Below are 21,214 nucleotides of genomic sequence, written 5' to 3'. Positions count from 1 at the left end.
ATGCTTTCGCAACTCACCCCAGCCCTCAAGGAGAAGGGCATCGAAAGCCTGACGGTGGTCAACACGCCCATCGAGCGGGCGCGCCTGTATCTGCGATACCATCCGATGCTCGGCCTGCTCGCTGCATCCGATCCGGAGCGGACTTCACACCGCGCCTTTGGATTGCCGAATATGCAGATCACCGAAGACGAGAGCGCATGGCCGCAAAAGGTTTCGATGAGCGATGTGAAGTCGATGCGGGTCGACTTGCCGGGCGAAATGCCGGAACCGATGGACCCGTTTGCGGCGCTCGAATATCTGAACAAGAAGGACAGCTACGAAATCACGGAAGCGGATCAACAGATGATGGCCACCGGCATTGGGCAGCTCGTCGGCCAGTTCTTGCTGGACCGCGATGGTGTCGTTCGCTGGACTTCCAATGAGGTACTTGATGGCGGCCTATTCGGCGCCCCGAACACTCAGGAGCTGATGTCGGCAGCGTCGCAAATCGGAAGGTAAGGCGCAGCTTCGGTAGTGGGGCTGGGCGCAGGATTACGCGAAGTTTGCGGCTGTCGCCTGATACGGGCCCCACAATCGGCACCGCTCTCGCCTGCCGATGAACCCCGGAGGGGCCGGGGGCGGTCGTCCAGCCGCCTTGCTACCAGCGCGAGTCGAGCGGCGTCCGCGTGCGGGGTAGCGGCCTCTGTTGCAGCTCTGCGGTGATGCGCGGACCTGCCGCCCTAGACTAGAAGATTGTGCTCGACGGTTCTAAGATGCGCCAGCATCGCATTTTTCACACCTTCCGCATCGCGGCGAACCAGACGCTCCAGATTGCCTGGTGCTCGTCGCGATACCCCAGGCGGCGTTCCTCCGAGAACGAGCGCTTCTTCATTTCGAACCAGGGTGACTGGTTGCGAATGGCGCGCATGAGGTTGTGGATCTCTTTAAGGAAGTCGTTGCGGCAGCACGCGAATATTCGGTGATGGAATTCGGCGTCCCAATGCTCGAAATCTGGCATGTCCCTGGCGTCGCTCACCCTCTGATGCGCTTTGCGAACCGCGTTCAGTTCGGTTGCGCTGGCATTGGTTGCGGCAAAGGCCGCGGCTGCCGGTTCGAGCAACCGCCAGCCTCTTCGGCTGACATGAGGCGCAACTGCGACCTCCAACGTGGTTGCCGCTAGTGTCTGCTTTCAGCGGTTGGCAGGACTGGGTTCTACAGCCGGCATGAGGCGCAAAGTTGCCAATCGGCATAAGATAAATGCCGCAGCGTCACGCGTCGGTTGTAGATATTCATGGCTGCTGACACCGAAAGGTTGATTGCCAGACAGATGGTGGTCAGGATGGTCAGCGCTTCAAACGACTGCCCGGTGGTGTTTGCTGTCGTGCCGACGATGCTGTAGCCGATGGCGACGGCGTGGGACAGGCCGTGGCTCGGTGCGACGCAGGCTGTCGTTGCCGCCGAGCGAACCGAAGGTCCCGCACCTGTGGCGTCGAGGGCAGCCGGAAGTGCTTGCGCCAACGATATTCATCACAACGGTCAACGCTGCAGGAATCTAGGCGGCGTGACGCTCTTGTCCGCATGTTTCTCGATTGATCTCGGCTAGAAGCGCCTCGACATCGGCCTTCGGGAAGGTGTGGCGGAAACGCCGGTCGAAGGTGGTGAAGATACCGACGAACGAGTTGGCGCAATGGTCCAGCATGCGATCCGCATCTTCGGAAGAAATGCCGAGCTGTTTCTGGAGGAAACGATTGAACTCACCGCGAGCGGCCGGATTTTCCAAAATGAAGATCGGTTGCGTATCCCGTTCGATGCGCCGGTGAACCGCGACGGCGGAGACTGTCTGCAATTCGGCGCTTAGACGGATGTCGCGTGACGACGCCGCCACCTCGATGGCGATCGCGTCATTGTCGAGTGTCCAGGCCTGAAGCGCAGTGTCGTAGACGCAAAGGTCTTCTGCCGCGATTTCCACCATTACGGTCCTGCTCTCGCCCGGCTCCAATTCGACCTTGGCAAACCCTTTCAATTCGCGCACCGGGCGCTTCAGCCTTGGCTTGCCATAGCGGGCGTAGACCTGGCAGATTTCCTTGCCGCCGACCTTTCCGGTGTTCGTCACCGCAAAGCTGACCGCGACCTTTTCTCCGGACTGCAGGACCGTTCGGTCAAGCGCCAGATTCGAGTAGGCGAACTCGGTGTAGCTCAGCCCGAAGCCGAACGGGAAAAGCGGCTCGATGCCGCGCGCATCGTACCAGCGATAGCCAACGAAAATACCCTCGCTATAAATGTGCCGCCCGTTTTCGCCGGGATAGGTGAGATAGGTCGGCATGTCCTCCATGCGTTTCGGGAAAGTGGTGGTCAGCTTGCCCGACGGGTTCACGCGGCCGAACAGGATGTCGGCGACGGCGCCGCCGGTCGCCTGACCGGAAAAGAACATCTCGACGACCGCCGGCACCTTCCCCATCCAGGGCATGGCGACCGCATCGGGGCTCGATATGACGACGACAATGTTCGGATTGGCACGGACAAGCCGTTCCACCAGCGCGTCGTGGCCTGGCGCGAGGTCGAGCGAGCGGCGATCGGACCCCTCGCCGTCATAGCCATTTTCCGTGTTCACGAAAACCAGCACGATATCGGCGCCGGCCACGCCCTGCTCCGCCTCGCTGATCAGTGCTTCGCGCTCGGACGCGATCTCGCTCGTTCCCTGGAAGACATCGATTGATACGCCGCTGCCCGCAAGCCTGCGGATTTCGTCCACCGGAACGTCCTTGGATGTCGGTGTCGTCGTCGCGCAGCCCGAGCCCTGGATGACGGGCGCCGCGGCGCCCTCTCCGACAATTGCGATCCGTTTCACCTTGACTGTCGAGATCGGCAAGAGGCCGCCTTCGTTCTTGAGCAGTACCATGGAGTCCGCGGCCAGACGGCGAGCAAGTGCGTGGTGTCCCGCCCGATCGAACGTCACTGTCCGGTTCTCTCCCTGCTTGGCCTTGCGGACCAGCTCGAGAACCCGCGCGCAGGCGCGATCGACCAGCGCCCGGCCGACATCGCCCGTTTTGATTGCCGCGAGGAGATCGGCCTTGCGGGTTTCGCTTTCCGGCATATCCAGATCGTTGCCGGCGATCAGGGAGGCGGGCCTGTCCTTGACGCCGTGCCAGTCGGAGACGACCAGACCGTCGTAACCCCATTCCTCGCGCAGCACCTTGGTGAGCAGCCAGGAATTCTCGGCGGCTTGAACGCCGTTGAGCCGGTTGTAGGAGCTCATGACGGTCCACGGCTCGCTCTGGCGGATCGTCCGTTCGAAGCCCCTGAGGTAGATTTCGCGAAGCGCCCTCTCCTCCACGACGGAATCCATCGTGGTTCGCTCGACTTCCGAATTGTTGCAGGCGAAGTGCTTTAGGGAAGCACCGACACCGTTCTCTTGCAGGCCGTTGATGACACCAGCGGCAAAATCCCCGCTCAATACCGGGTCTTCCGAGTAGTACTCATAGGAGCGTCCGCCCAACGGCGTGCGCCGGATGTTGATCCCCGGACCCAGCAGCAAGTGCACGCCGAATTCCTGACACTCCCGGGCCAGCGCTTTGCCCAGTTGGTGCGCGAGGTCGACGTCCCAGGAACATGCGAGGCTGGTTCCGTTCGGAAAGCAGGTGGCGGGTTTCATCTGCCCCCATGCGGTCTGTACGTGGTCCGCCCGCTGGTTCACCACGGAAAGAAACGCAGCGAAATCCACGCCGCCGGCCTGATCATCGTCAATCTGCGGGATCGAGTAGCGCACCCCATAGGTGCCGTCGGTCATCACGATGTGCGGGATACCCAGCCGATCGATCTCTTGCGTCTTCCACATGTGATGGCCGGCGACCAGCGAGACTTTCTCCTCGTCCGTCATCTGCGCCACCAGGGCCGCGAAGTCGCCGGCCATGAACTTTTCATTCGTCATTTGAAGTCTCCGGGAATGACCGTGGAACAAGATCGGCAGGGTCGCGCGTTGCTCCGGCGCGGCCGCGGCGACGCCGTCATAGCCTCCGTTCCGTCGCCGCCGAGAAGAACGAGGCCTTGGACATGTTGAAACGAAACCCAACGTCCTTTTGCATCGTCCGAGCGGCATCGACGGTCAGCTTGACGCTGAACCGCTGGCCGAGACAGTCGAACCAGCCGAGCGCGTCGGCGCCCAGAAGCTCGGTGAAGGCGAGCGTTGCTGGCATGCTGTCGGGCGTGCCGCGCTCGACGACGTTCACGTCCTCGCAGCGGATTCCCAATATCGCCTCCGGCGCCGTCGGCTCGGTCGCGAAACCATAGGACGACGCATCAAGGCAGACATCATGCGTCTTGAACCGCCGCGTCCTTTCAAGATGCCCCTTGAGGAAGTTCATCGCCGGAGAGCCGATGAAGCCGGCGACGAACAGGCTGGCCGGTTTCTCGTAGACCGTCTGCGGCTCCGCGAACTGCTCCACCCTGCCCTTGTGCATGATCGCCACGCGGTCGGCCATGGTCATGGCTTCGATCTGATCATGTGTCACATAGATCATCGTCGACTTTAGCGTCGCGTGAAGTTGCTTGAGTTCCACCCGCGTCTCCGCGCGCAGCTTGGCATCGAGATTGGAAAGCGGCTCGTCGAACAGGCAGATGCTGGAGGAGCGGACCAACGCCCGGCCTATCGCCACACGCTGACGCTGGCCGCCCGAAAGCTGGCTTGGCTTACGATCGAGCAGCGCCTCGATCTGGAGCAGCCTAGCAGCCCATGCGACCTTTTCGGCGATCTTCGCTTTGGGTGTGCCGGCGATTTCCATGCCGAAGGACAGGTTGCGCCGGACCGTCATGGCCGGAAACAGTGCGTAGGATTGGAACACCATCGCAAGGCCGCGCTGGCTTGGCTCCAGGCTGCTAACATCGACATCATTGATGAGGATCTGGCCGGAGTCGCAATCGTCCAGCCCTGCGATCACGTTGAGCAAAGTGGATTTGCCGCAACCGGAAGAGCCGAGAATGACCACGAACTCGCCCGGCGCAATCTCCATATCGACGGAGTCCAGCACTGTAAGGCCGGCGAAGGATTTCCTGATCTGGCGGATGGATACGCTTGACATTTCTATCCCTTGACCGCGCCGGCGGCGATGCCGCGCACGAAATAGCGACCTGAAAGAAAGTAGACCACGAGCGTCGGAATAGCCGTGATGACGGCCGCGGCCATGTTGACGTTGGGCGAGACAGAACCGCGGGCGTTGTTGACGATGTTCGTCAGTTGCACCGTCATCGGCAGATTGTCGTTGCCGGCAAAGATCAAACCCAGCAGATAGTCGTTCCAGATGCCGGTGAATTGCAGGATCGCTACGACGACGAGAATGTTGGTCGAAATCGGCAGGATGACGGACCAGAATGTCCTCAGGAAGCTAGCCCCCTCCATGCGGGCCGCCCGGCTGATCTCGTCGGGCACCCCGACATAGAAGTTGCGGAAGAGCAGTGTCGTGTAAGGCAAGCCGTAGATCACGTGCACCAGGACGATGCCCGCGTAGGTGCGGAACAGCCCCATGCTGCTCAGAATCTTGACCGTCGGGTAGAGCATGGCCTGATAGGGAATGAACAAGCCTATGGTGACCAGCAGCATAATCAGATTGGCGCGGCGCGATTTCCATTGCGCCAGGGCGTAACCGTTGAGCGCGCCGACGAGGGTGGAGATCGCCACGCTCGGCACCGCGATCTTGATCGAATTCCACAGTCCGGGACGAACCCCGCCGCACTCGAGGCCGGTACAGGCGCTTTTCCAGGCCGTGATCCACGCATCGAAAGTCGGCCTGACTGGCAAGGCGAGCAGATTGCCTTGCCGGATCTCCTCCAGAGGCTTGAGCGAATTGCTGATGATCAGCAGCAACGGCAGCAGGAAGAACGCCGCCGACACGATGAGAAACGCGTAGAGGCCGATGCGCGCGACGCGCGGCCCAAACACCGGTCTTTTGACCTGAATGCCGTGGCTCACGTGCGCTTCCTGAATTCGCTGTAGAAATAGGGCAAGAGCATCAGCAGCGAGAGCAGCAGCATGACGATCGACGCCGCTGAAGCGAGGCCCAGGTTGACGCGGGCGAAGTAGAAATCGACAGCGAACTTCGCCGGCATTTCGGTAGCGATGCCAGGCCCGCCCTTGGTCATAGCGATGACCAGATCGTAACCCCGGATCACCTCGGACATCAGCAGCACGACGCAGGAAGCAATCACCGGCCGCATTCCGGGAAAAATCACCTGCAGATAGGCGCGCCAGAGCGGAATGCCCTCCATGCGGATCGCCTTCCAGAGGTCATTGTCGACGCCGCGCAAACCGGCCAGGACGATCACCATCACCAGGCCCGACGAATGCCAGATGCTGGCGATGACGAGCGTATAGATGGCGCGGTCGGGATTGGTCAGCCAATCGAAGGTGAAGCTTTCCCATCCTGCGTTTCGCATGAGGCCTTGCAGGCCGTTCACCGGATCGAGCACCCATCGCCAGGAAAGCCCGGTGACGATCAGCGAAACCGCGAGCGGATAGAGAAAGATGGTCCGAAACAGCGATTCAGCCTGAATGCGACGATCCGCGAGGATGGCCAGTATCGTGCCGAAGCTGAGGGTCCCGACGATGAATAGCACGCCGAAGATCACCATGTTCAGGCAGGACACGAGCCAGCGATAATTGGTGAACAGCTTGACGTATTGATCGAAGCCGATCACCTCGTAGCTGGGTATCAGAGTCGAGCGCGTCAGCGACATGTAGCCGGTCCATAGGATCGACCCGTAGAAGAAGATCGCGACGACGCCGAAGAACACGGCAACCGTGATATCCGGATTGAAGGTCTGCCTATGCAGCCAGGTCTTCATTCTCCCTCCAGGTCGCGTATCGATGGCGAGGTGGCGTTCATGAAACTCCTTTCCTGTTTGGCCATCCTGGCTTCCGCGCATTAGTGGTTCCTCAACAACAGCAGCAAGCCGGGCCGCGAAACCGCGGCCCGGCTCGGCGCTCATTCACTCTGCAGGATCTTCGAGAAGCTCTCGACCGCGGCTTCCGTCGTCATGGATTTGTCGGTCCAGAACTGGGTGGCAAGATCGGTCACCTGTCCATTCAAGTCGCCTGCCAGCGCATCATAGGCCGCCTGCACCGCGGCGCCCGGCGTGGCGAGCGTCTTGGCGCCGAGCTGCGCGCAGACGTCAAGCTTGGACGTATCGACATCCGTGCGGGAGGGCACCGATCCCTTGACCTCGGCAATCTGCTCCTCGACGGCGGGGTCCATGACCGACTGGGCCAGCAGGGTCTGGCCCTTGATCCGGTCTTCATCCTTGTTCACGGGGAAGGCAAAGACGTCGATCAGGATCGCGTAGCTCGGCTTTTCGCCGGGGGTGAGGAAACAGCCGAAATCCTTGCCGGCGACCTTGCCGGCGGCAAGGAACTCACCGCGCGCCCAATCGCCCATAAACTGGAAGCCGGCCTTGCCGGTGACGACCAGGTTGGTGGTGTCGTTCCATGAACGGCCCGGGCTGGCAGGGTCCGCATAGGTCGATACCTTGCGGAAGATGTCGAAGGCCTGCGGCAGGACAGGCGACTTGAGCGCTTGCGGGGAGCGCTTCACGATCAGCTCGTTCCAGTAGTCCGGACCGCCCAGAGCAAGGATCGAGCTGAAAAGGATGCCGACCTCCTGCCAGGGCTCGCCGCCAATCGCTATGCCGATGCGGCCAGACGCCTTGATCTTGTCCGCGGCCGAGAAGAGCTCTTCGAAGGTCTTGGGTTCCTCGATCTTCAGTTCTTCCAGAAGGGGTTTGGAATACCAGACCCAGTTCTGCGCATGGATGCCTACAGGCAGGGCAACGAGGTGGTCACCTACGTTCAGCTTGCTCCACACGAGCGGCGACATCACCTTCTGCCAGCCTCCTTCCGCAGCCAGGTCGTCGAAATCGCGAAGCTGGCCGGAACCCGCAAGCTCGCGCAAGGCCGAATTCGGCGTCATCAGGATGGCGGAGGGAGGTTCACCGCCGGCAATGCGGCTGGTGACGGCCGCAAGCGCGGCGTCGAAATCGGCGGATGGGCTGTCGATCCACTTGCCCCCCTTAGACTTGAAGGCGTCGGCCACCGTATTCATCGCTTTGGATTCGCTGGAGCTCGTCCAGTAATGCTGCACATCGACGGTTTGCGCGAGCGCGGTATTGGAACCGGCGAGAAGGCCGAGTACGGATATCGTGGAAGTAAAGCGTCGCAAATTCATCTCAGTTCCCCTGATGCTTTGGTTGATCTCAAGACCCGGAACATCCCGGGTGATCGGGTCGCCGTGTTCGGTCAGCGTCGAACGGCGCCGTCATCGCGTCATGCTGCCTTGCTGACTGTCTCGCCGATCTCCTTGTTGAGACTGTCGAGAAATGCCGCCATCGTGGCTTTGGAGATCTTTTCGCCGGCCACCCAGGACACGGTCTTGTAGATCCCCAGGAAGGAGCCGGCGCAGTACTCCATCATCTTCTCGGCCTCCTCGTCGTCGAGATCGAGTTGGGCTTTGAGGAAGTCGTGGAAGCGGCGACGGGCGAAGTCCTGCTCCAGCACCAGGAAAGGCTGACTCTCCACGTCAAGGACCGTCGACGGCAAAGCCGGCGCGTCCACCATGACCGTCTTCTCGAGACGGATGTCGCGCGAGGATGCTCCGACCTCGAAGCTTATCTGGCCCGCATCGAGGAGCCATTGCCGGTAGGCAGGGTCGTAGTAGCGCAGGTCCCGGCTGTCTATCGTCACTTCGACGCGCTTGGTCTCGCCAGCCTGCAGCTCGACCTTCGCAAAGCCCTTGAGCTCGCGGATCGGCCGGATCAGGCGGGGACCGTGCGGCCGCGCATAGACCTGGGCGATTTCCTTGCCGGCGACGCTGCCTGTGTTCGTGACGTCGAACGATACCCGGATCGTGCCCGAAGCTTCGATGCGGTCGGTGCTGGTGGAGATGTTGGAATAGCTGAAGGTTGAATAGCTGAGCCCGTAGCCGAATGGAAACAGCGGGGCGAGCTTGCGCTTGTCATAGTGGCGATAGCCGACATAGATGCCCTCGCTGTAGACATGACGGCCGTTCTCACCCGGATAGGTGAGATAGCCGGGGATATCCTCCATCTGGACCGGGAATGTCACGGTCAGCTTACCGCAGGGGTTCTGTTTGCCGAACAGGACATCGGCGATGGCCATGCCCACGCCCTGCCCGCCGAAGAAGGCGGCAATGACAGCCCGAACGCTTTCGATCCACGGCATGGCCACGGCATCCGGAGTGGACAGGATGACAACGAGCTTGCCGCTACGCTTGCCGAGACGCTCGATCAGCTCATCCTGGCTGGCGTGAAGATTGAGATGAGTACGATCGGAGCCCTCGCCGTCGTAGCCGACCTCGGTATTGCCAAAGAACAGCACCACATCGGCCGCATCGACTGCCGCAAGAGCCGATTGTTCGGACACGCTGCCGGCTTCGAAATCGGCCACGGCATGGAAGTTGACCGCGGCGCCGGGAGCAAGCTCGCGGATTTTGTCCAGCGGAATATCCATTTCGGTTGGACGTGTCGTCGCACAACCGGAACCCTGGATGACCGGCTCGACGGCGGCCGCGCCTACGACAGCGATTTTGCCAAACTTCGCTGCGTCGAGGGGCAGGATCGCCTTCTCGTTTTTCAGGAGCACGATCGATTCCGCCGCCATGCGCCGCGAGAGCGCGTGATGCTTCTTGAACTCGGCCTCGGCATTCGGCCGGATGGCGTTGCGCGCCGTGCGGACAAGCTTGAGGATGCGCAGGCAAGACTGGTCGAGCGCGTCCATCTGCACCCGGCCGTCCTTGACCGCGTCGATCAATTCCTGCTTGCGCGCGCCGCTTTCCGGCATGTCGAGATCGTTGCCGGCATTCATCGACGCGGGACGGTTCTTGATCCCATGCCAATCGGAAACGACAACACCGTCGTAGCCCCATTCGTCGCGCAGCACCTCGGTCAATAGCCAATGATTTTCCGCTGCCTGGATGTCGTTCAGCCGGTTGTAGGAGCTCATCACCGTCCAGGGGTTGCCCTTGCGGATGGCCCGCTCGAAGCCCGCGAGATAGATCTCGCGCAGGGCGCGTTCCTCGACGATGGAGCTCATCGTCGTGCGCTGGACTTCGGAGTTGTTGCAGGCGAAGTGTTTCAGCGAGGCGCCGACGCCGTTTTGCTGCAGACCGTTGATAACGGCCGCGGCAACCTCCCCGCTAAGCACGGGGTCTTCGGAATAATATTCATAACTCCGGCCGGCGAGCGGTGTGCGACGGATGTTGATGCCGGGGCCGAGCAGGATGTTGACGCCGAAAGCCTGGCATTCGGCAGCCAGCGCCTCGCCGAGCTCATAGGCCAGATCAACGTCCCACGAGCAGGCCAGCGAGGAACCGTTCGGAAAGCAGGTTGCCGGACGAGTGGAGCCGAACGCGCTTTCGACGCCCGTCGAAAGATCCGTATTGACGACGCCGAGGAACGCTGCGAGTTGCCTGTCGCCATCCTGCATGCCGTCGATCTGATCGATCGAATAACGGACCCCGTAGGTGCCGTCCGTCATCAGCAATTCGGGAATGTTGAGGCGATAGTTGGTCGCAGTGCGCCACAATCCATGACCACTGACCGCAGCAGCTTTCTCCTCGACGGTCATTTCCGCGACGAGGGCAGCCAACTGCCTATCGGAAACATTCCAGCTCATGCACATTTCATCCGCTTTGCCACGCGCCATCGGTTCGCCACCCGCGAATTGCCGGGCAGCGCCTGGGCGTCCGGTCTCTTCCAGGACGACAATTTGATGACACTTGGGGGGCCGCAAATCTAGCCGCGAAACTTGTACTGGAAGTACGACAGTTTTTGATGCTTATTGCATGACGCCCTCACGGAGGAAGAGAGATGAACATCGCCTATTTGAGCCCCGGTGAGCTGCGCGGCAAACAGGATGCCGGCTTTGAAAACCATGCGCCCACGGCGACACGGCATTTTTGGGCCTTCGTCCACGGCGCCATCGACGTTCCCTATCACTGGCACCGCGAAATGGAGATACTTCTTGTGCTGCGAGGCAGGTTTCGACTTGTGGTTGACGGACAGCTCTGCGAGATGAACCCGGACGACGTGATTATCATCAATTCGGACGTGCCGCACAATTCCACGTCGGTCTCGCCCGATGCGCTGATCTGCGGCGTGCATCTCGACGGCGCATACTTCGAGCGGCTGGGGCTGCCCGGTTTTTCGTCCCGGCACTATCTGTGCCGCACCTTCCTGCACGGCCGTTCTTTCATGAACAGGACCGCCCCCATGAAGGCGCTGATGGCGCGGCTGGTCCTCGATCAGACCGGGCATCTCGAGGAGATGATGGTGCGAGACACCACCGCCAATCTCCTTGCCTGCTTCATCTACCGCGCGATCCCCTACCAGGAATCTGAGGGGGGTGAGGCTCCCCTCCGCTCCGCCAGCCGCAACCGCATCCTAAAGATCATGGACGCGGTCGGAGGACAGGACGACAACCGGACCTTGAGCGAGATCGCGGATGCGGAAGGTCTGACGCTGAGCCATCTTTCACGCCTGTTCAAACGTCATTTGGGAATAGGCTATCGCGACTATTGCCTGAACCAGCGCCTGGACGCCGCCGCGCACGAACTTCGCATTACCGATCATACGATCAGCATGATCATGGAGCGAAACAGTTTCGGTAACCCGGCAGTCTTCTACAACAAATTCAGAGCCCGCTTCGGCTGCAGCCCCGGGGAGTTTAGGCGCGGACAGGGGCTGCGAGGAGCAAGAAGCAAATTGACCGAGGAGGATGCGTCCGAGGCATTGAGGCTACTCACGCAACATGCCGTGCAGATTGGCAAGGCTGCTGAGATTTCCCTTGGGGTCAACGCGACCGGTCGCCGGGAGGTCACACTGCGTGCTCCTTATAATGCAGGTTCACGCTAAAAACCTTCGCATAATCCGTGCTGCCACCATGTCCGTCCGGACCCGGAATTGACGACCATCCGGCTACAGCGGTCGGATGAACACGGCGTCTAATCGACCGCCAGCGCGGTCACCTCCCGCCGAAAAGGCAACGCATCGCCGATATCGGGTTCGTCCAGCTCGCGGGCGAAACGGTGACCGGCATAGGTTGCCCAGCCAAACTGGATGCCCTGCGGATAACTTCCCTTGACGCGCCTCCTCGATTGCAGCTGTCGCCACGGTTTCCGCAAATCAAACGGCTGCCTGAAAGCCGCACGAATCTCACCTCGGTTCCACTCGCAGTTCGATGTACAAGATTCAAAAGACGTTTTTTCTCGTGAGCAGGCTGTTTTATGAACAGGCGACGAGCGTCGTGTGCCAGCTCCAGCAGGCGAATGCCGTCATCCATGTAGGGTTCTTCCGCCTGACCATGGCGCTCGATCTCGCGGCCTGCTCCGTTCGCCACTGTGCCGACATGCGGTCATAGAAGACGTTGTCGATGCGGCCGTCGAGCTTGTCCAGATACATGGCTTGCAGACGGTCTTCGAGGCGTTTGTACTCGGTTTGACAACGATGGATCGCCTGCTCGTGCCCACAACGCTCATCGGCATGGCTGGCTTTGAGCGCGGTCTTGACCCAGTCCAGCACCTCTTCGTCGAAATGGAGTTGGTCGAGGAGCGTGCCGAACGTGTCGTTGAGCACTTCTTCTCTGACATATTTACGGCGACAATCGGCATAGCCGCCACGACCTTTGTCGATGTCCGGTGCAGTGACAGTAGACGTATTTGCCCTTCTTGAAGGCCACCATATCCTACTCGACATCTTTTGCCCTCCGCGCGCCGATTTCCTGGCCAAAGGCTGGATCTCGGATGGAGGGAAGTATGAAGATTGAAACCGGCCGGCGACCGCCGCTTCCGTTCAATAGGATAATGAGCGGAGCGCACATGCCATGATCGAAGCCTTCATCTGCGGCCATGTCGCACCCAAGGGCACTGCATGCAATCTCGTGTAGCAGCCACCTGCTACCAACAGCACGAGTTTCGGCGCTATCTAATGTGAATGGCGGAGCTAGTTATGGCAGTGTAAGGTTCGCTGCAAAGAAGAAGAATGAGCCGTTGCGACGGCACTGCCAAGCCAACGAATCTGGGAGGATTCATGGTCGAGATCATCTCCAAGCGCGATGGCCCGCGGCGCGAGGACGTACAGGTCAAACGACTGATCGAGCAAAACCGCTCCACCATCGTTCGCCTTGCCGACCAGATCAGCGGCGGCGGCTATTCGGCTTCGAGGATGCCTCGCCAGCAACCGAAGGCGGAGGGTCTGATCATCCATGTTGGCGGCGGTACTGCGACAGTGGCCGAAGCTAAACCGTCCATTCAGGTCACCATCAACGGCCGCGTGATTTCCAAGGATCAGGATACAGGGCGCCAACTTCATCACATCGGCGATATCCGCAATCGCGGCGGAGAACAGATTTTCGTGCTGGCGACCAAGCAGAACGGCTACTTCGCGCCGGTCGATGAAACTGTCGCCGCGAAACTTGCCGACATGGATGGATCCCGCCTCACCGCCACCTACTCCGAAGAACAGCTTGCCGGCGACATCGGCGCGAAACTCGGCATTAACTGACCGGCAGGCGATTGGACCGGGTTCAACACGTCCAATCCGCAACAGCATACAGCCATGGCATACCCCAAAGGTTCCGTGATGACTGAATGAAACGCGAGATAGGCCCCAATCAGATGAAGATCGATGCTCTTCCGGCGCACGCGCCGTTAGCCAGCAAGCAAATGGTTCTGGGCAGCATCGACTATGACGAGCGCGCCACGATGCGCGCCTGGGAAGATTTTCTGGCGGACGAACCCAAATGTGCCCGCGATGCAGTCCACCCAAGCCACGTTCGCTCCCTCATCCACGAGTCCTGGTATCGCAGCGCAACCGGCGGCATCAACGCGCAAGGGCATGAAGCGCCGCTGAACGGCGATCGCGACGAGATCGAATTTCTGACCCGGACCAATGCCGAACTGCTCGCCGCTGCGCGCCGGTCTTTCGCCTCCATCGGCCAGTTGCTGGAGGGAACAGGCGCGATGCTGGTTCTGGCCGACAGCGACGGCGTGCTGATCGACGCCATCGGCGACAAGAAGACGTTGCATGATGGCATGGATATCCACCTCGCCATCGGCGGCAAATGGAACGAGGGCGCCGTCGGAACCAATGGCATAGGCACAGCACTTTGGACCGGGGAACCGACCTTCGTCCATGCTGCCGAGCATTTCTGTGCCGGCATCAAATCCTGGACCTGCGCCGGCGCCCCGATCCGCGATCCTCTCGATGGCAAGATCATCGGGGTCGTCGACCTCTCGGGCTATTCGCCGATCTTCAGGCCGCACAACACCGCCCTTGTCGCCGCCACGGCCCGGGAGATCGAAAAGGCGCTGGCCGAGCAGCAGGAGGAGCAACGCACACGTCTGCTCGAAGCTTTCATTTCCTCTGCTCCCAGTTACCGTCGGAAAGACGGGCTGGTGATCCTGGATCGTCGGGGCCGCGCCATCTTCCGCAACAACGTGCCCGACGGCGAAGCCTCCGAAATGGCCGATGGCCCGGCGGAAGCGGGCCGCGGCCGCTGGCTGATGAACCTTCCGTCGTCAGGTTCCGAAGCCGATATCGCCAGGGCGCTGCCGGCCCATCTGCGCTCCTGCCACATCACGCCGCTCAAGCTCGACGGCGATCTGCGCGGTGCGGCACTGGTGTTCCCCTCGGCGCCGGCAGCCTCCAGCGTGACGATGGTCCATCGGGAAGCGGACAAGCATCTTCAGGATGCCGCCGCCATGATCGTCGGCGAAAGCGAGGCCCTGCTCGCCGCCGTCGACGCCGCCTGTCGCGTCGCCCGCTCGAACAGCGTCGCCTCGCTGCTGGTCGAAGTTGAGACGGGCGTTGGTAAGGAGTTGTTTGCGCGGCTTGTCCATGCCGGCAACCGAAGAACGCTAAACGATCCGTTCATCGCGATGAATTGCGGTGCAATCACCAGGGATCTGTTTGGCAGCGAGCTGTTCGGCCATGTCGCCGGCGCCTTTACCGGCGCCTCGCGCGACGGCAAGCCGGGTGTTTTCGAGCTTGCCAATGGTGGCGTGCTCAGCCTCGACGAGATCGGCGAAATGCCGCTCGAGATCCAGCCGTTTCTGCTGCGTGTCCTGGAGGAGCGCGTGGTCCACCGCATCGGCGACAGCCGGGGCCGGCCGGTGGATGTCCGGCTTGTGGCCTCGACCAATCGCGACCTCAAGCAGGAAGTTGCCGCGGGCCGCTTCCGCCGCGACCTCTACTATCGGATCGGCGCGGTCTCGATCACGGTGCCGCCGCTGCGTGAGCGCGGCGACGACGTGCTGCTGCTGACCGAACATTTCAACCGGAAAATCGCATCAGCCTCAGGCGAGGAGCCGCTGGAATTCTCGCAGGAGGCGCTCGCGGCGCTGCTGGCCTATCGTTGGCCGGGCAATGTGCGCGAGCTGAAGAACCTTGTCGGACGTCTGCATGTGTTGGCGCGCGGCCGCGATATCGGTCGTCACGATCTTCCCGAGGAAATCACCGCCCCTGATTCCGGACAGAGCGCGAAGCCGAGTGACGGTGCGGTCGTCTCATCGGAGGTGCCTGAAGGCACGCTGGCCGAGGCGGAGCGCCAGGCGTTGAAAAATGCGCTGGCCGCGGAGGGCGGCAATCTCAGCCGCGTCGCGCAGCGGCTCGGCATCTCCCGGCCAACGCTCTACCGCAAGCTCGAGCAATATGGCATCCGGCGCGGCTTCGTCTGAACACACGCGGCAAAAAGGAAACCCATGGCATTCGCGCCATGGGTCGGGGGAATCTCAGCCGACAGAAGGGGCAGCGGGCGGGCAGCCGATCAGGCCGGCTGCGGTGCCGTTTCGCCGACGCCGATGACACCAACACGCAGCGCCAGTCCGGCTGCCGCAGCGCCGAGGCAAGGCGCCACGATATAGAGCCAGAGCTGTGACAGCGCGGTCCCACCGGCAAACAGGGCGGGGCCTAGTGAGCGCGCCGGATTGACCGAGGATCCGGACACGGCAATGCCGGCGAGATGGATCATGACCAGTGTCAATCCGATCGCCAGGCCGGCCAGAGCACCGGCGCCGCCTTCGGCAGTCGCACGAAGGATGACAAGCAGGAACAGAAACGTCGCGATCAACTCGAACAGGAACGCCGAGGTCACTGAATAGGTCGACCAACCGTTCTGGGCAAAACCATTCGCCGCCAAATCATAGCCGCCACCCTTGCCTTCTACGATAACGTAGAGCACCGCCGATGCGACGATCGCCCCCACGCATTGCGCAACGACATAGCCGACAAGGTCGTTGAATTTCATCCGGCCGGAAACGAAGACGCCAAGGCTCACCGCCGGATTGAGATGGGCGCCCGAAATCGGTCCGATGGCGTAGGCCATCGCCACCACCGACAGGCCGAAGGCCATGGCGACGCCGAGCAGGCCGACCTCTGAGCGCATGAACAGGACCGTCGCGCAGCCGAAGAAGACCAGCGCGAACGTGCCGATGAATTCACAGATGTATTTGTTTATATTTTCTCTCCCTCTGGATGATGGTGGGGACCGGACGACGGCTCGTCCGCGCGAAGTCCGGTCCAAATGTTTCAGGGCACGATGACGCCGCGGCCGGTGAAGTGCCGGTTCTTGAAGTCGTCGAGCGCGGTGTTGATGCTGGCGAGGTTGTACTCGGTGTAGTGCATCTTCACCTTGCCGTCGGCGTTGAGCTCCATCAGCTCGACGAGCTCGGTGAAATTGCCGACCAGGCTGCCGCCGATGTTGATTTCCTCGATGACCAGATGCGCGGTCGGCACGTTGACCGCGCCGCCATACCCGACGACGAACAGCTGGCCGCCCTTGCGCACCATCTGCCAGCAGATGTTCTCGACGCCGAGCTCGCCGACGAAATCGATGACGACATGGGCGCCGCCGCCGGTGATCTGCTTGACCTCCTCGACAACATTCGGCCCACCGTCGAGGACGAAATCGGCGCCGAGGTCCTTGGCCAGCACGCGCGCGGCCGGCTCGCGATCGACGGCGATGATGCGGCAGCCCGAAATCGCGTGCAGCGACTGCAGCGCGATGTGGCCAAGCCCGCCGATGCCGAGCAGCACGCAGTAGCTGCCCGGCCGCAACAGCTTCGCTGCCCGTTTGGCGGCGCGATAGGCGGTGATGCCGGCATCGGCCAGCGGCGCCACCTCGATCGGCGTGACATTGGCGTTGAGCTTGATCAGCGAGCGCTCGCTGGTGATGAAATATTCGGCGAAGCCGCCGTCCATGCCGAGGCCGGGGAACTGGCCATTATCGCAATACATGTCCTCGCCGTGCCGGCAGTTGAGGCATATACCGCAGGAGCGGAACGGATGGCAGATCACGGCGTTGCCGCGCTTGACCGACCGGACGCCGCTGCCAACCTCCTCGACCCAGCCGGCATTCTCGTGGCCCATGATGTAAGGCAGAAGGCTGCCGTCGGGGTCCATGGTCGGTTTCCACACGCCTTCGATGATGTGGAGGTCGGTGCGGCACAGTCCGGCGGCGCCGACCCGCACGATCACCTCGTCCGGGGCCGTGATCGTCGGCGCGGCGACCTCCTCGATCTTGAGCTTCACGTTCATGTGCGGGTCGTATTCGTAGAGTCTGGCGGCTTTCATCGTCGTGTCCTTTCGAAATATCTGGTGGAATGCCGTGTCAGGCGCGGCCAAGCTTTTCCGAACCGCCGCCGCGAGCCGGGCCGGCGGTCGGGTCCTCGTCCTCGGCGAGATCGCCGATCAGTGTTTCGGTGGTCAGGATCAGCGTCGCCACGGAGGCGGCGTTAGCGAGCGCGGTGTAGGTCACACGGACCGGGTCGATGATCCCCGCCTCGAACATGTTCTGGTAGCTGCCGGCCGACGCGTTGTAGCCGTGGCCGCCATTGACGCGAGTCACCTCGGCCACCACCGTTTCGGGATCCGCGCCTGCGTTGGCGGCGATGCGCCACAGCGGCCGCGACAACACCGAGCGCACCAGGCGCACGCCTTCGGCGATGTCGCCCTCCGCCTCGGCCGCCACCTTGTCGAGCAGCGGCGCGATCTGGGCCAGCGCCGAGCCGCCGCCGGCGACCACACCCTCCTCGGAAGCGGCGCGCACAGCATTCAGCGAATCCTCGATCAGCTGGATGGTCCGCTTCTGCTCGACCGGCGTGACGCCGCCGGCGTAGAGAATGGCAGTGCCGCCGGAAAGCTTGGCCAGGCGCTCGCGCAGCTTGTCCTGCTCGATGTTGGGCGGCGCGGCCTCATACTGCCGCTGCACCTGGGCGCGGCGCGACGCGATCGCGGCATGGTCGCCGCCGCCCCGAATGATCGAGGTGTAGGACGCGCTGGTCCTCACCCGCTCGGCCGTCCCGAGATCCTCGGCCGTGATGTCCTCCAGCCGGCCGCCGAGATCGCGGGCGATCACCTTGCCGCCGGTGATGATCGCCAGATCCTCCATCATCGCCTTGCGCCAATGGCCGTATTCAGGCGGATGGACGATGAGGTATTTTCCGGGTTCCTGCTTGCCGAGCAGCGTCACCACCACTTCCGGCGACACTTCCTCGGATACGATCAGCAGCGGCCGCCCGGCCTCGTCGGCGATGCGGCGGGCGGTCTCGAGCGCCTTGGGCTCCTTGATCTTGAGGTCGGTCATCAGGATGAAGGGCCACTCGAGCACGGCCTCCATCTTCTCCTGGTCGGTGACCATGTGGTGCGAGAGGTAGCCACGGTCGAACGACATGCCCTCGACCACGTCGAGCGTGGTCTCGGTGGTGACGCTGAAGTCGGTGGTGATGACGCCTTCCGCGCCGACGCGCTCGTGTGCTTCCGCCACCAGCGCGCCAAGCCTGGCGTCGGTCGCGGCGATGTTGGCGACCGAGGCGAGGATGCCGTTGCCCTTGGCGGGCTTGGCCGAAGCCTTGAGGGCGGCCACCACCGCCGCCACCGCGCGATCGATGCCCTTGCAGAGATCGACCGATTTGGCGCCGCGCTCATTCGCCTCGATGCCGCCCTGGATCAGTGCGTTGGCGAGCACGATGGCGGTCGTCGTGCCGTCGCCGGCGACCTCATTGGTCTGCATCGACACTTCGCGGACGACCTGCGCCCCCATGTTCTCGAAACGGTCATGCAGTTCGATCTCGGAGGCGATGCTGACGCCATCGCGGGTCACCATCGGCGTTCCGATCGGCCGGTCGATCATTGCGTTCATGCCTTTGGGGCCGAGCGTCGGTTCGACGGCCGCCGCCAGCCTGAAGACACCACGGGCAAGGGCCCGGCGCGCCTGCGAATTGTGAAGCATTATTTTAGGCATGACTCCTCCTTCCGCCTTACGGGCGGCTTGTTGGTTGGGGGCCTCGTGCGAGGGAGGCCGTTGCTTTCGACGCTGCTAGACGGCCGGCGCGTTTCGCGCCGGCACGCGGTCCATGATGAAGTCGACCAGCGTCGGTTCGCCGTCGACCACACCCAGTTCCTTGTATCTTGTCTGCTTCAGCCCACGGCACAGCGCGCCGTTGAACTCCATGTTGACGCGCACGCCGCGCAGCTCGGCGAGATGGGCACTGAGCGCGGCAGGCGGGATTTGGCGTCCCTCCCAGGTCACGAAGACGGGATCGCCTGCGCGGCGGTCGGGAAACCGCTCGAGCAGAGCCGCGCGGTATCGCGGCTTCTGCGCGGCCGCCTCGCCCGGCTCGAACCTGGCGGCATCATAGGCCGCCAGGTCCATGCCGAGGATTTCGCGATCCGTGAGGCCGTGCTCCCGCAGGCCGCGCAAGACCGCCTCCTGACGTCGCTTGAAGGCCTTCATGCTGAAGGTTTCGCGCAAGGCGGCGATATCCTTGTCCCCGGCAAGCTCGGCGAAGATGTCGCCGAACGTCCTGCCCGCCTCGATGCCGCGATTGACCTCTTCGGCGAACATGTGGTCGTGCAGTTTCACGCGGTAGGCGGGCGCCCAGGAGAGCCGGTCGAGCCCCTTGCGGACACCGTCGAGCATGAGGAAGGCAAAGTTGGGCGAGCACCAGTAGGTCGGCAGGCGGAAGTCGACCTCCACGCTGCCATCGCCCATCACCTCGGCCCGCTCGACGAAGCCCATCTCTGTGATCGCTTCGTCGAGTTCCGGGTCGTTGACCTCACCAAGGCGCCGCCAGAGCTCCTTCTCGCGGCTGCCGGAAACGCTGGCGGTGGCCATGGCCCCTACTCCGCCGCGATGCCGAAGGGCGAGCTTGCGAGCGCCTTCTTCTTGGCATCGATGTCGATGTTGTAGAGGCGCGTGGCATTCAGGCCGAGGATCTTCTCCTTGATCTCGTCGGTCAGCTGCACACCGCGTTCTGCAGCGATGTCCTGCGGGATCTGGTAGGCCCAGAATTTCTCGACGAGCCAGCGCGGCGTCCAGATCGCGTAGTCGGAACCGAACAGGAGCTTCTCCGGCCCGAGCCAGAACAGCAGTTCGGCGATGACTTCGCCGAAATAGCGCGGGCGCAAGTGAATGAAGGGAAGCGCCACCGCCAGGCCGCCATAGACATTGGTCTCCTGCGTCGCGATCCAGCAGAAATCGTCGAGGCGCGGCAAGCCGCAATGCTCGATGATCCAGTTGAGGCCTTGGAAATCCGTCGCCGCGTGGTCGACATCGTGAACGTCGAACGCGTCCTTGCTGAGCGGGATGATCGTCGGGCCCTTGTGGACATGGATGTTCCTGATGCCGAGCTTTTCGCAGAGTTCGAAGCACTTGTAGGCATCGGGATCGGTGAGCTTCCAGCCCTTGGAGGCGCCGTTCCACTCGGCCGTATACATCTTCACGCCCTTGACGTCGTAGGTCTCCTTCATGAAGTGGATGTATTCCAGCGCCTTCTCGCCATCGCGCGGATCGAAGGACCCGTTGACGATGAACCGTTCAGGGTAGCGTTTGGCGACCTCGGCGTTGCGCTCGATCGTGTTGAAGCCGTCCTTGTAGAAGTCCTTCAGGTAGGTGGACTGGACGATCGCGACATCGTCCGGGCCGTCGATGAACAGGTCGCGATAAAGATCGTCGGCGCTGTATTTCTCGAACTTGCCCTTCGGCCACAGCTGCTCCTTCGGGCTCAGGTTCGTGTGATAGGCATAGAAGCAGTCGATGAACTGCTTGCCGTGGATGTTCCTCTGGTTCTCCGGGCTGCCGTCCCAGAAATGGGTGTGGCCATCGACCACGAAGATATCCTTGCCGTCGGGTGTCCTGTACATTCTTGCCTCCGCAATCGTCGTGTTGGTGGGGCGTCGT

At 62.1% G+C, this 21,214-nt stretch carries 18 protein-coding genes; 4 read left to right on the top strand and 14 right to left on the bottom strand.

All coding sequences use genetic code 11. The features are described 5' to 3' along the window. Positions 1-498 (top strand): thioredoxin domain-containing protein (locus tag DH10_RS05590; RefSeq protein ID WP_192384428.1); only part of this gene is annotated, 498 nt, incomplete at its 5' end. Between the two features lie 274 nt (positions 499-772). Here DH10_RS05590 and DH10_RS05585 read toward each other — a convergent pair. The 8 genes from DH10_RS05585 to DH10_RS05550 all read right to left on the bottom strand — a co-directional run bounded on the left by DH10_RS05585 (position 773) and on the right by DH10_RS05550 (position 10,654). Next, complete coding sequence (locus tag DH10_RS05585) at positions 773-1,099, bottom strand: FCD domain-containing protein (RefSeq protein WP_192384425.1); 327 nt, start codon at positions 1,097-1,099, stop codon at positions 773-775. 92 nt (positions 1,100-1,191) lie between these two features. Further along, positions 1,192-1,497 carry a hypothetical protein gene (locus DH10_RS05580; protein WP_192247003.1) on the bottom strand — a complete coding sequence of 102 codons (306 nt, stop codon included), beginning with the start codon at positions 1,495-1,497 and terminating at the stop codon, positions 1,192-1,194. Between the two features lie 34 nt (positions 1,498-1,531). After that, positions 1,532-3,907: a beta-glucosidase family protein gene (locus DH10_RS05575; protein WP_192384423.1), complete on the bottom strand. Its 2,376-nt coding sequence runs from the start codon at positions 3,905-3,907 to the stop codon at positions 1,532-1,534. 76 nt (positions 3,908-3,983) lie between these two features. After that, on the bottom strand, positions 3,984-5,054 hold the full coding sequence (locus DH10_RS05570) for an ABC transporter ATP-binding protein (protein ID WP_192384421.1): 1,071 nt from the start codon (positions 5,052-5,054) through the stop codon (positions 3,984-3,986). A 2-nt stretch (positions 5,055-5,056) separates the two neighbouring features. Beyond that, a complete protein-coding gene (locus tag DH10_RS05565; RefSeq protein WP_192384419.1) occupies positions 5,057-5,941 on the bottom strand; it encodes an ABC transporter permease subunit in 885 nt (294 codons plus the stop codon). Next, a complete protein-coding gene (locus DH10_RS05560) occupies positions 5,938-6,813 on the bottom strand; it encodes a carbohydrate ABC transporter permease (protein WP_192384417.1) in 876 nt (291 codons plus the stop codon). Before DH10_RS05560 ends, DH10_RS05565 begins: the two co-directional genes overlap by 4 nt. Before the next feature lie 140 nt (positions 6,814-6,953). Beyond that, positions 6,954-8,189: an ABC transporter substrate-binding protein gene (locus DH10_RS05555; RefSeq protein ID WP_192384415.1), complete on the bottom strand. Its 1,236-nt coding sequence runs from the start codon at positions 8,187-8,189 to the stop codon at positions 6,954-6,956. 98 nt (positions 8,190-8,287) lie between these two features. Beyond that, the gene (locus DH10_RS05550; RefSeq protein ID WP_192384412.1) at positions 8,288-10,654 is read right to left on the bottom strand and encodes a beta-glucosidase; all 2,367 of its coding nucleotides are present in this window, start codon (positions 10,652-10,654) and stop codon (positions 8,288-8,290) included. Between the two features lie 194 nt (positions 10,655-10,848). On the opposite strand from DH10_RS05550, the gene DH10_RS05545 reads away from it, so the two are divergent. Beyond that, positions 10,849-11,892, top strand: coding sequence for a helix-turn-helix transcriptional regulator (locus DH10_RS05545; protein ID WP_192384410.1), 1,044 nt, complete (start codon positions 10,849-10,851; stop codon positions 11,890-11,892). Positions 11,893-12,261: 369 nt separating this feature from the next. Here DH10_RS05545 and DH10_RS05540 read toward each other — a convergent pair whose 3' ends face one another. Then, positions 12,262-12,765: a hypothetical protein gene (locus tag DH10_RS05540; RefSeq protein WP_192384408.1), complete on the bottom strand. Its 504-nt coding sequence runs from the start codon at positions 12,763-12,765 to the stop codon at positions 12,262-12,264. A 300-nt stretch (positions 12,766-13,065) separates the two neighbouring features. Here DH10_RS05540 and DH10_RS05535 point away from each other — a divergent pair, with 300 nt between their 5' ends. Beyond that, positions 13,066-13,539 carry a hypothetical protein gene (locus DH10_RS05535; protein WP_192384406.1) on the top strand — a complete coding sequence of 158 codons (474 nt, stop codon included), beginning with the start codon at positions 13,066-13,068 and terminating at the stop codon, positions 13,537-13,539. A gap of 86 nt (positions 13,540-13,625) precedes the next feature. After that, positions 13,626-15,713: a sigma-54-dependent Fis family transcriptional regulator gene (locus DH10_RS05530; RefSeq protein ID WP_192384404.1), complete on the top strand. Its 2,088-nt coding sequence runs from the start codon at positions 13,626-13,628 to the stop codon at positions 15,711-15,713. Positions 15,714-15,802: 89 nt separating this feature from the next. Here the strand turns inward: DH10_RS05530 and DH10_RS05525 are convergent, their stop codons facing one another. From DH10_RS05525 to DH10_RS05505, 5 genes are all read right to left on the bottom strand, one after another. Next, the gene (locus DH10_RS05525; protein WP_192384430.1) at positions 15,803-16,492 is read right to left on the bottom strand and encodes an MIP family channel protein; all 690 of its coding nucleotides are present in this window, start codon (positions 16,490-16,492) and stop codon (positions 15,803-15,805) included. A gap of 71 nt (positions 16,493-16,563) precedes the next feature. Continuing rightward, positions 16,564-17,607, bottom strand: a complete 1,044-nt coding sequence (locus DH10_RS05520; RefSeq protein WP_192384402.1) for an NAD(P)-dependent alcohol dehydrogenase — start codon at positions 17,605-17,607, stop codon at positions 16,564-16,566. 37 nt (positions 17,608-17,644) lie between these two features. Then, the gene (groEL, locus tag DH10_RS05515; protein WP_192384400.1) at positions 17,645-19,276 is read right to left on the bottom strand and encodes a molecular chaperone GroEL; all 1,632 of its coding nucleotides are present in this window, start codon (positions 19,274-19,276) and stop codon (positions 17,645-17,647) included. A 75-nt stretch (positions 19,277-19,351) separates the two neighbouring features. Beyond that, on the bottom strand, positions 19,352-20,149 hold the full coding sequence (locus DH10_RS05510; RefSeq protein WP_192384398.1) for an iron-sulfur cluster assembly protein: 798 nt from the start codon (positions 20,147-20,149) through the stop codon (positions 19,352-19,354). A gap of 5 nt (positions 20,150-20,154) precedes the next feature. Then, positions 20,155-21,177, bottom strand: coding sequence for an amidohydrolase family protein (locus DH10_RS05505; RefSeq protein WP_192384396.1), 1,023 nt, complete (start codon positions 21,175-21,177; stop codon positions 20,155-20,157). Positions 21,178-21,214 lie beyond the last annotated feature (37 nt).

The sequence above is a fragment of the Mesorhizobium silamurunense genome (genome assembly GCF_014843825.1).
GTDB lineage: Bacteria > Pseudomonadota > Alphaproteobacteria > Rhizobiales > Rhizobiaceae > Mesorhizobium > Mesorhizobium silamurunense.
This window is presented reverse-complemented; position numbering and strand designations above follow the sequence as displayed.

Coding starts and splice junctions, on each gene's coding strand:
- groEL (WP_192384400.1), bottom strand. CDS start 19,276: ATGCCTAAAATAATGCTTCACAATTCGCAGGCGCGCCGGGCCCTTGCC.
- DH10_RS05520 (WP_192384402.1), bottom strand. CDS start 17,607: ATGAAAGCCGCCAGACTCTACGAATACGACCCGCACATGAACGTGAAG.
- DH10_RS05575 (WP_192384423.1), bottom strand. CDS start 3,907: ATGACGAATGAAAAGTTCATGGCCGGCGACTTCGCGGCCCTGGTGGCG.
- DH10_RS05550 (WP_192384412.1), bottom strand. CDS start 10,654: ATGAGCTGGAATGTTTCCGATAGGCAGTTGGCTGCCCTCGTCGCGGAA.
- DH10_RS05505 (WP_192384396.1), bottom strand. CDS start 21,177: ATGTACAGGACACCCGACGGCAAGGATATCTTCGTGGTCGATGGCCAC.
- DH10_RS05510 (WP_192384398.1), bottom strand. CDS start 20,149: ATGGCCACCGCCAGCGTTTCCGGCAGCCGCGAGAAGGAGCTCTGGCGG.
- DH10_RS05560 (WP_192384417.1), bottom strand. CDS start 6,813: ATGAAGACCTGGCTGCATAGGCAGACCTTCAATCCGGATATCACGGTT.
- DH10_RS05570 (WP_192384421.1), bottom strand. CDS start 5,054: ATGTCAAGCGTATCCATCCGCCAGATCAGGAAATCCTTCGCCGGCCTT.
- DH10_RS05555 (WP_192384415.1), bottom strand. CDS start 8,189: ATGAATTTGCGACGCTTTACTTCCACGATATCCGTACTCGGCCTTCTC.
- DH10_RS05530 (WP_192384404.1), top strand. CDS start 13,626: ATGAAACGCGAGATAGGCCCCAATCAGATGAAGATCGATGCTCTTCCG.
- DH10_RS05535 (WP_192384406.1), top strand. CDS start 13,066: ATGGTCGAGATCATCTCCAAGCGCGATGGCCCGCGGCGCGAGGACGTA.
- DH10_RS05545 (WP_192384410.1), top strand. CDS start 10,849: ATGAACATCGCCTATTTGAGCCCCGGTGAGCTGCGCGGCAAACAGGAT.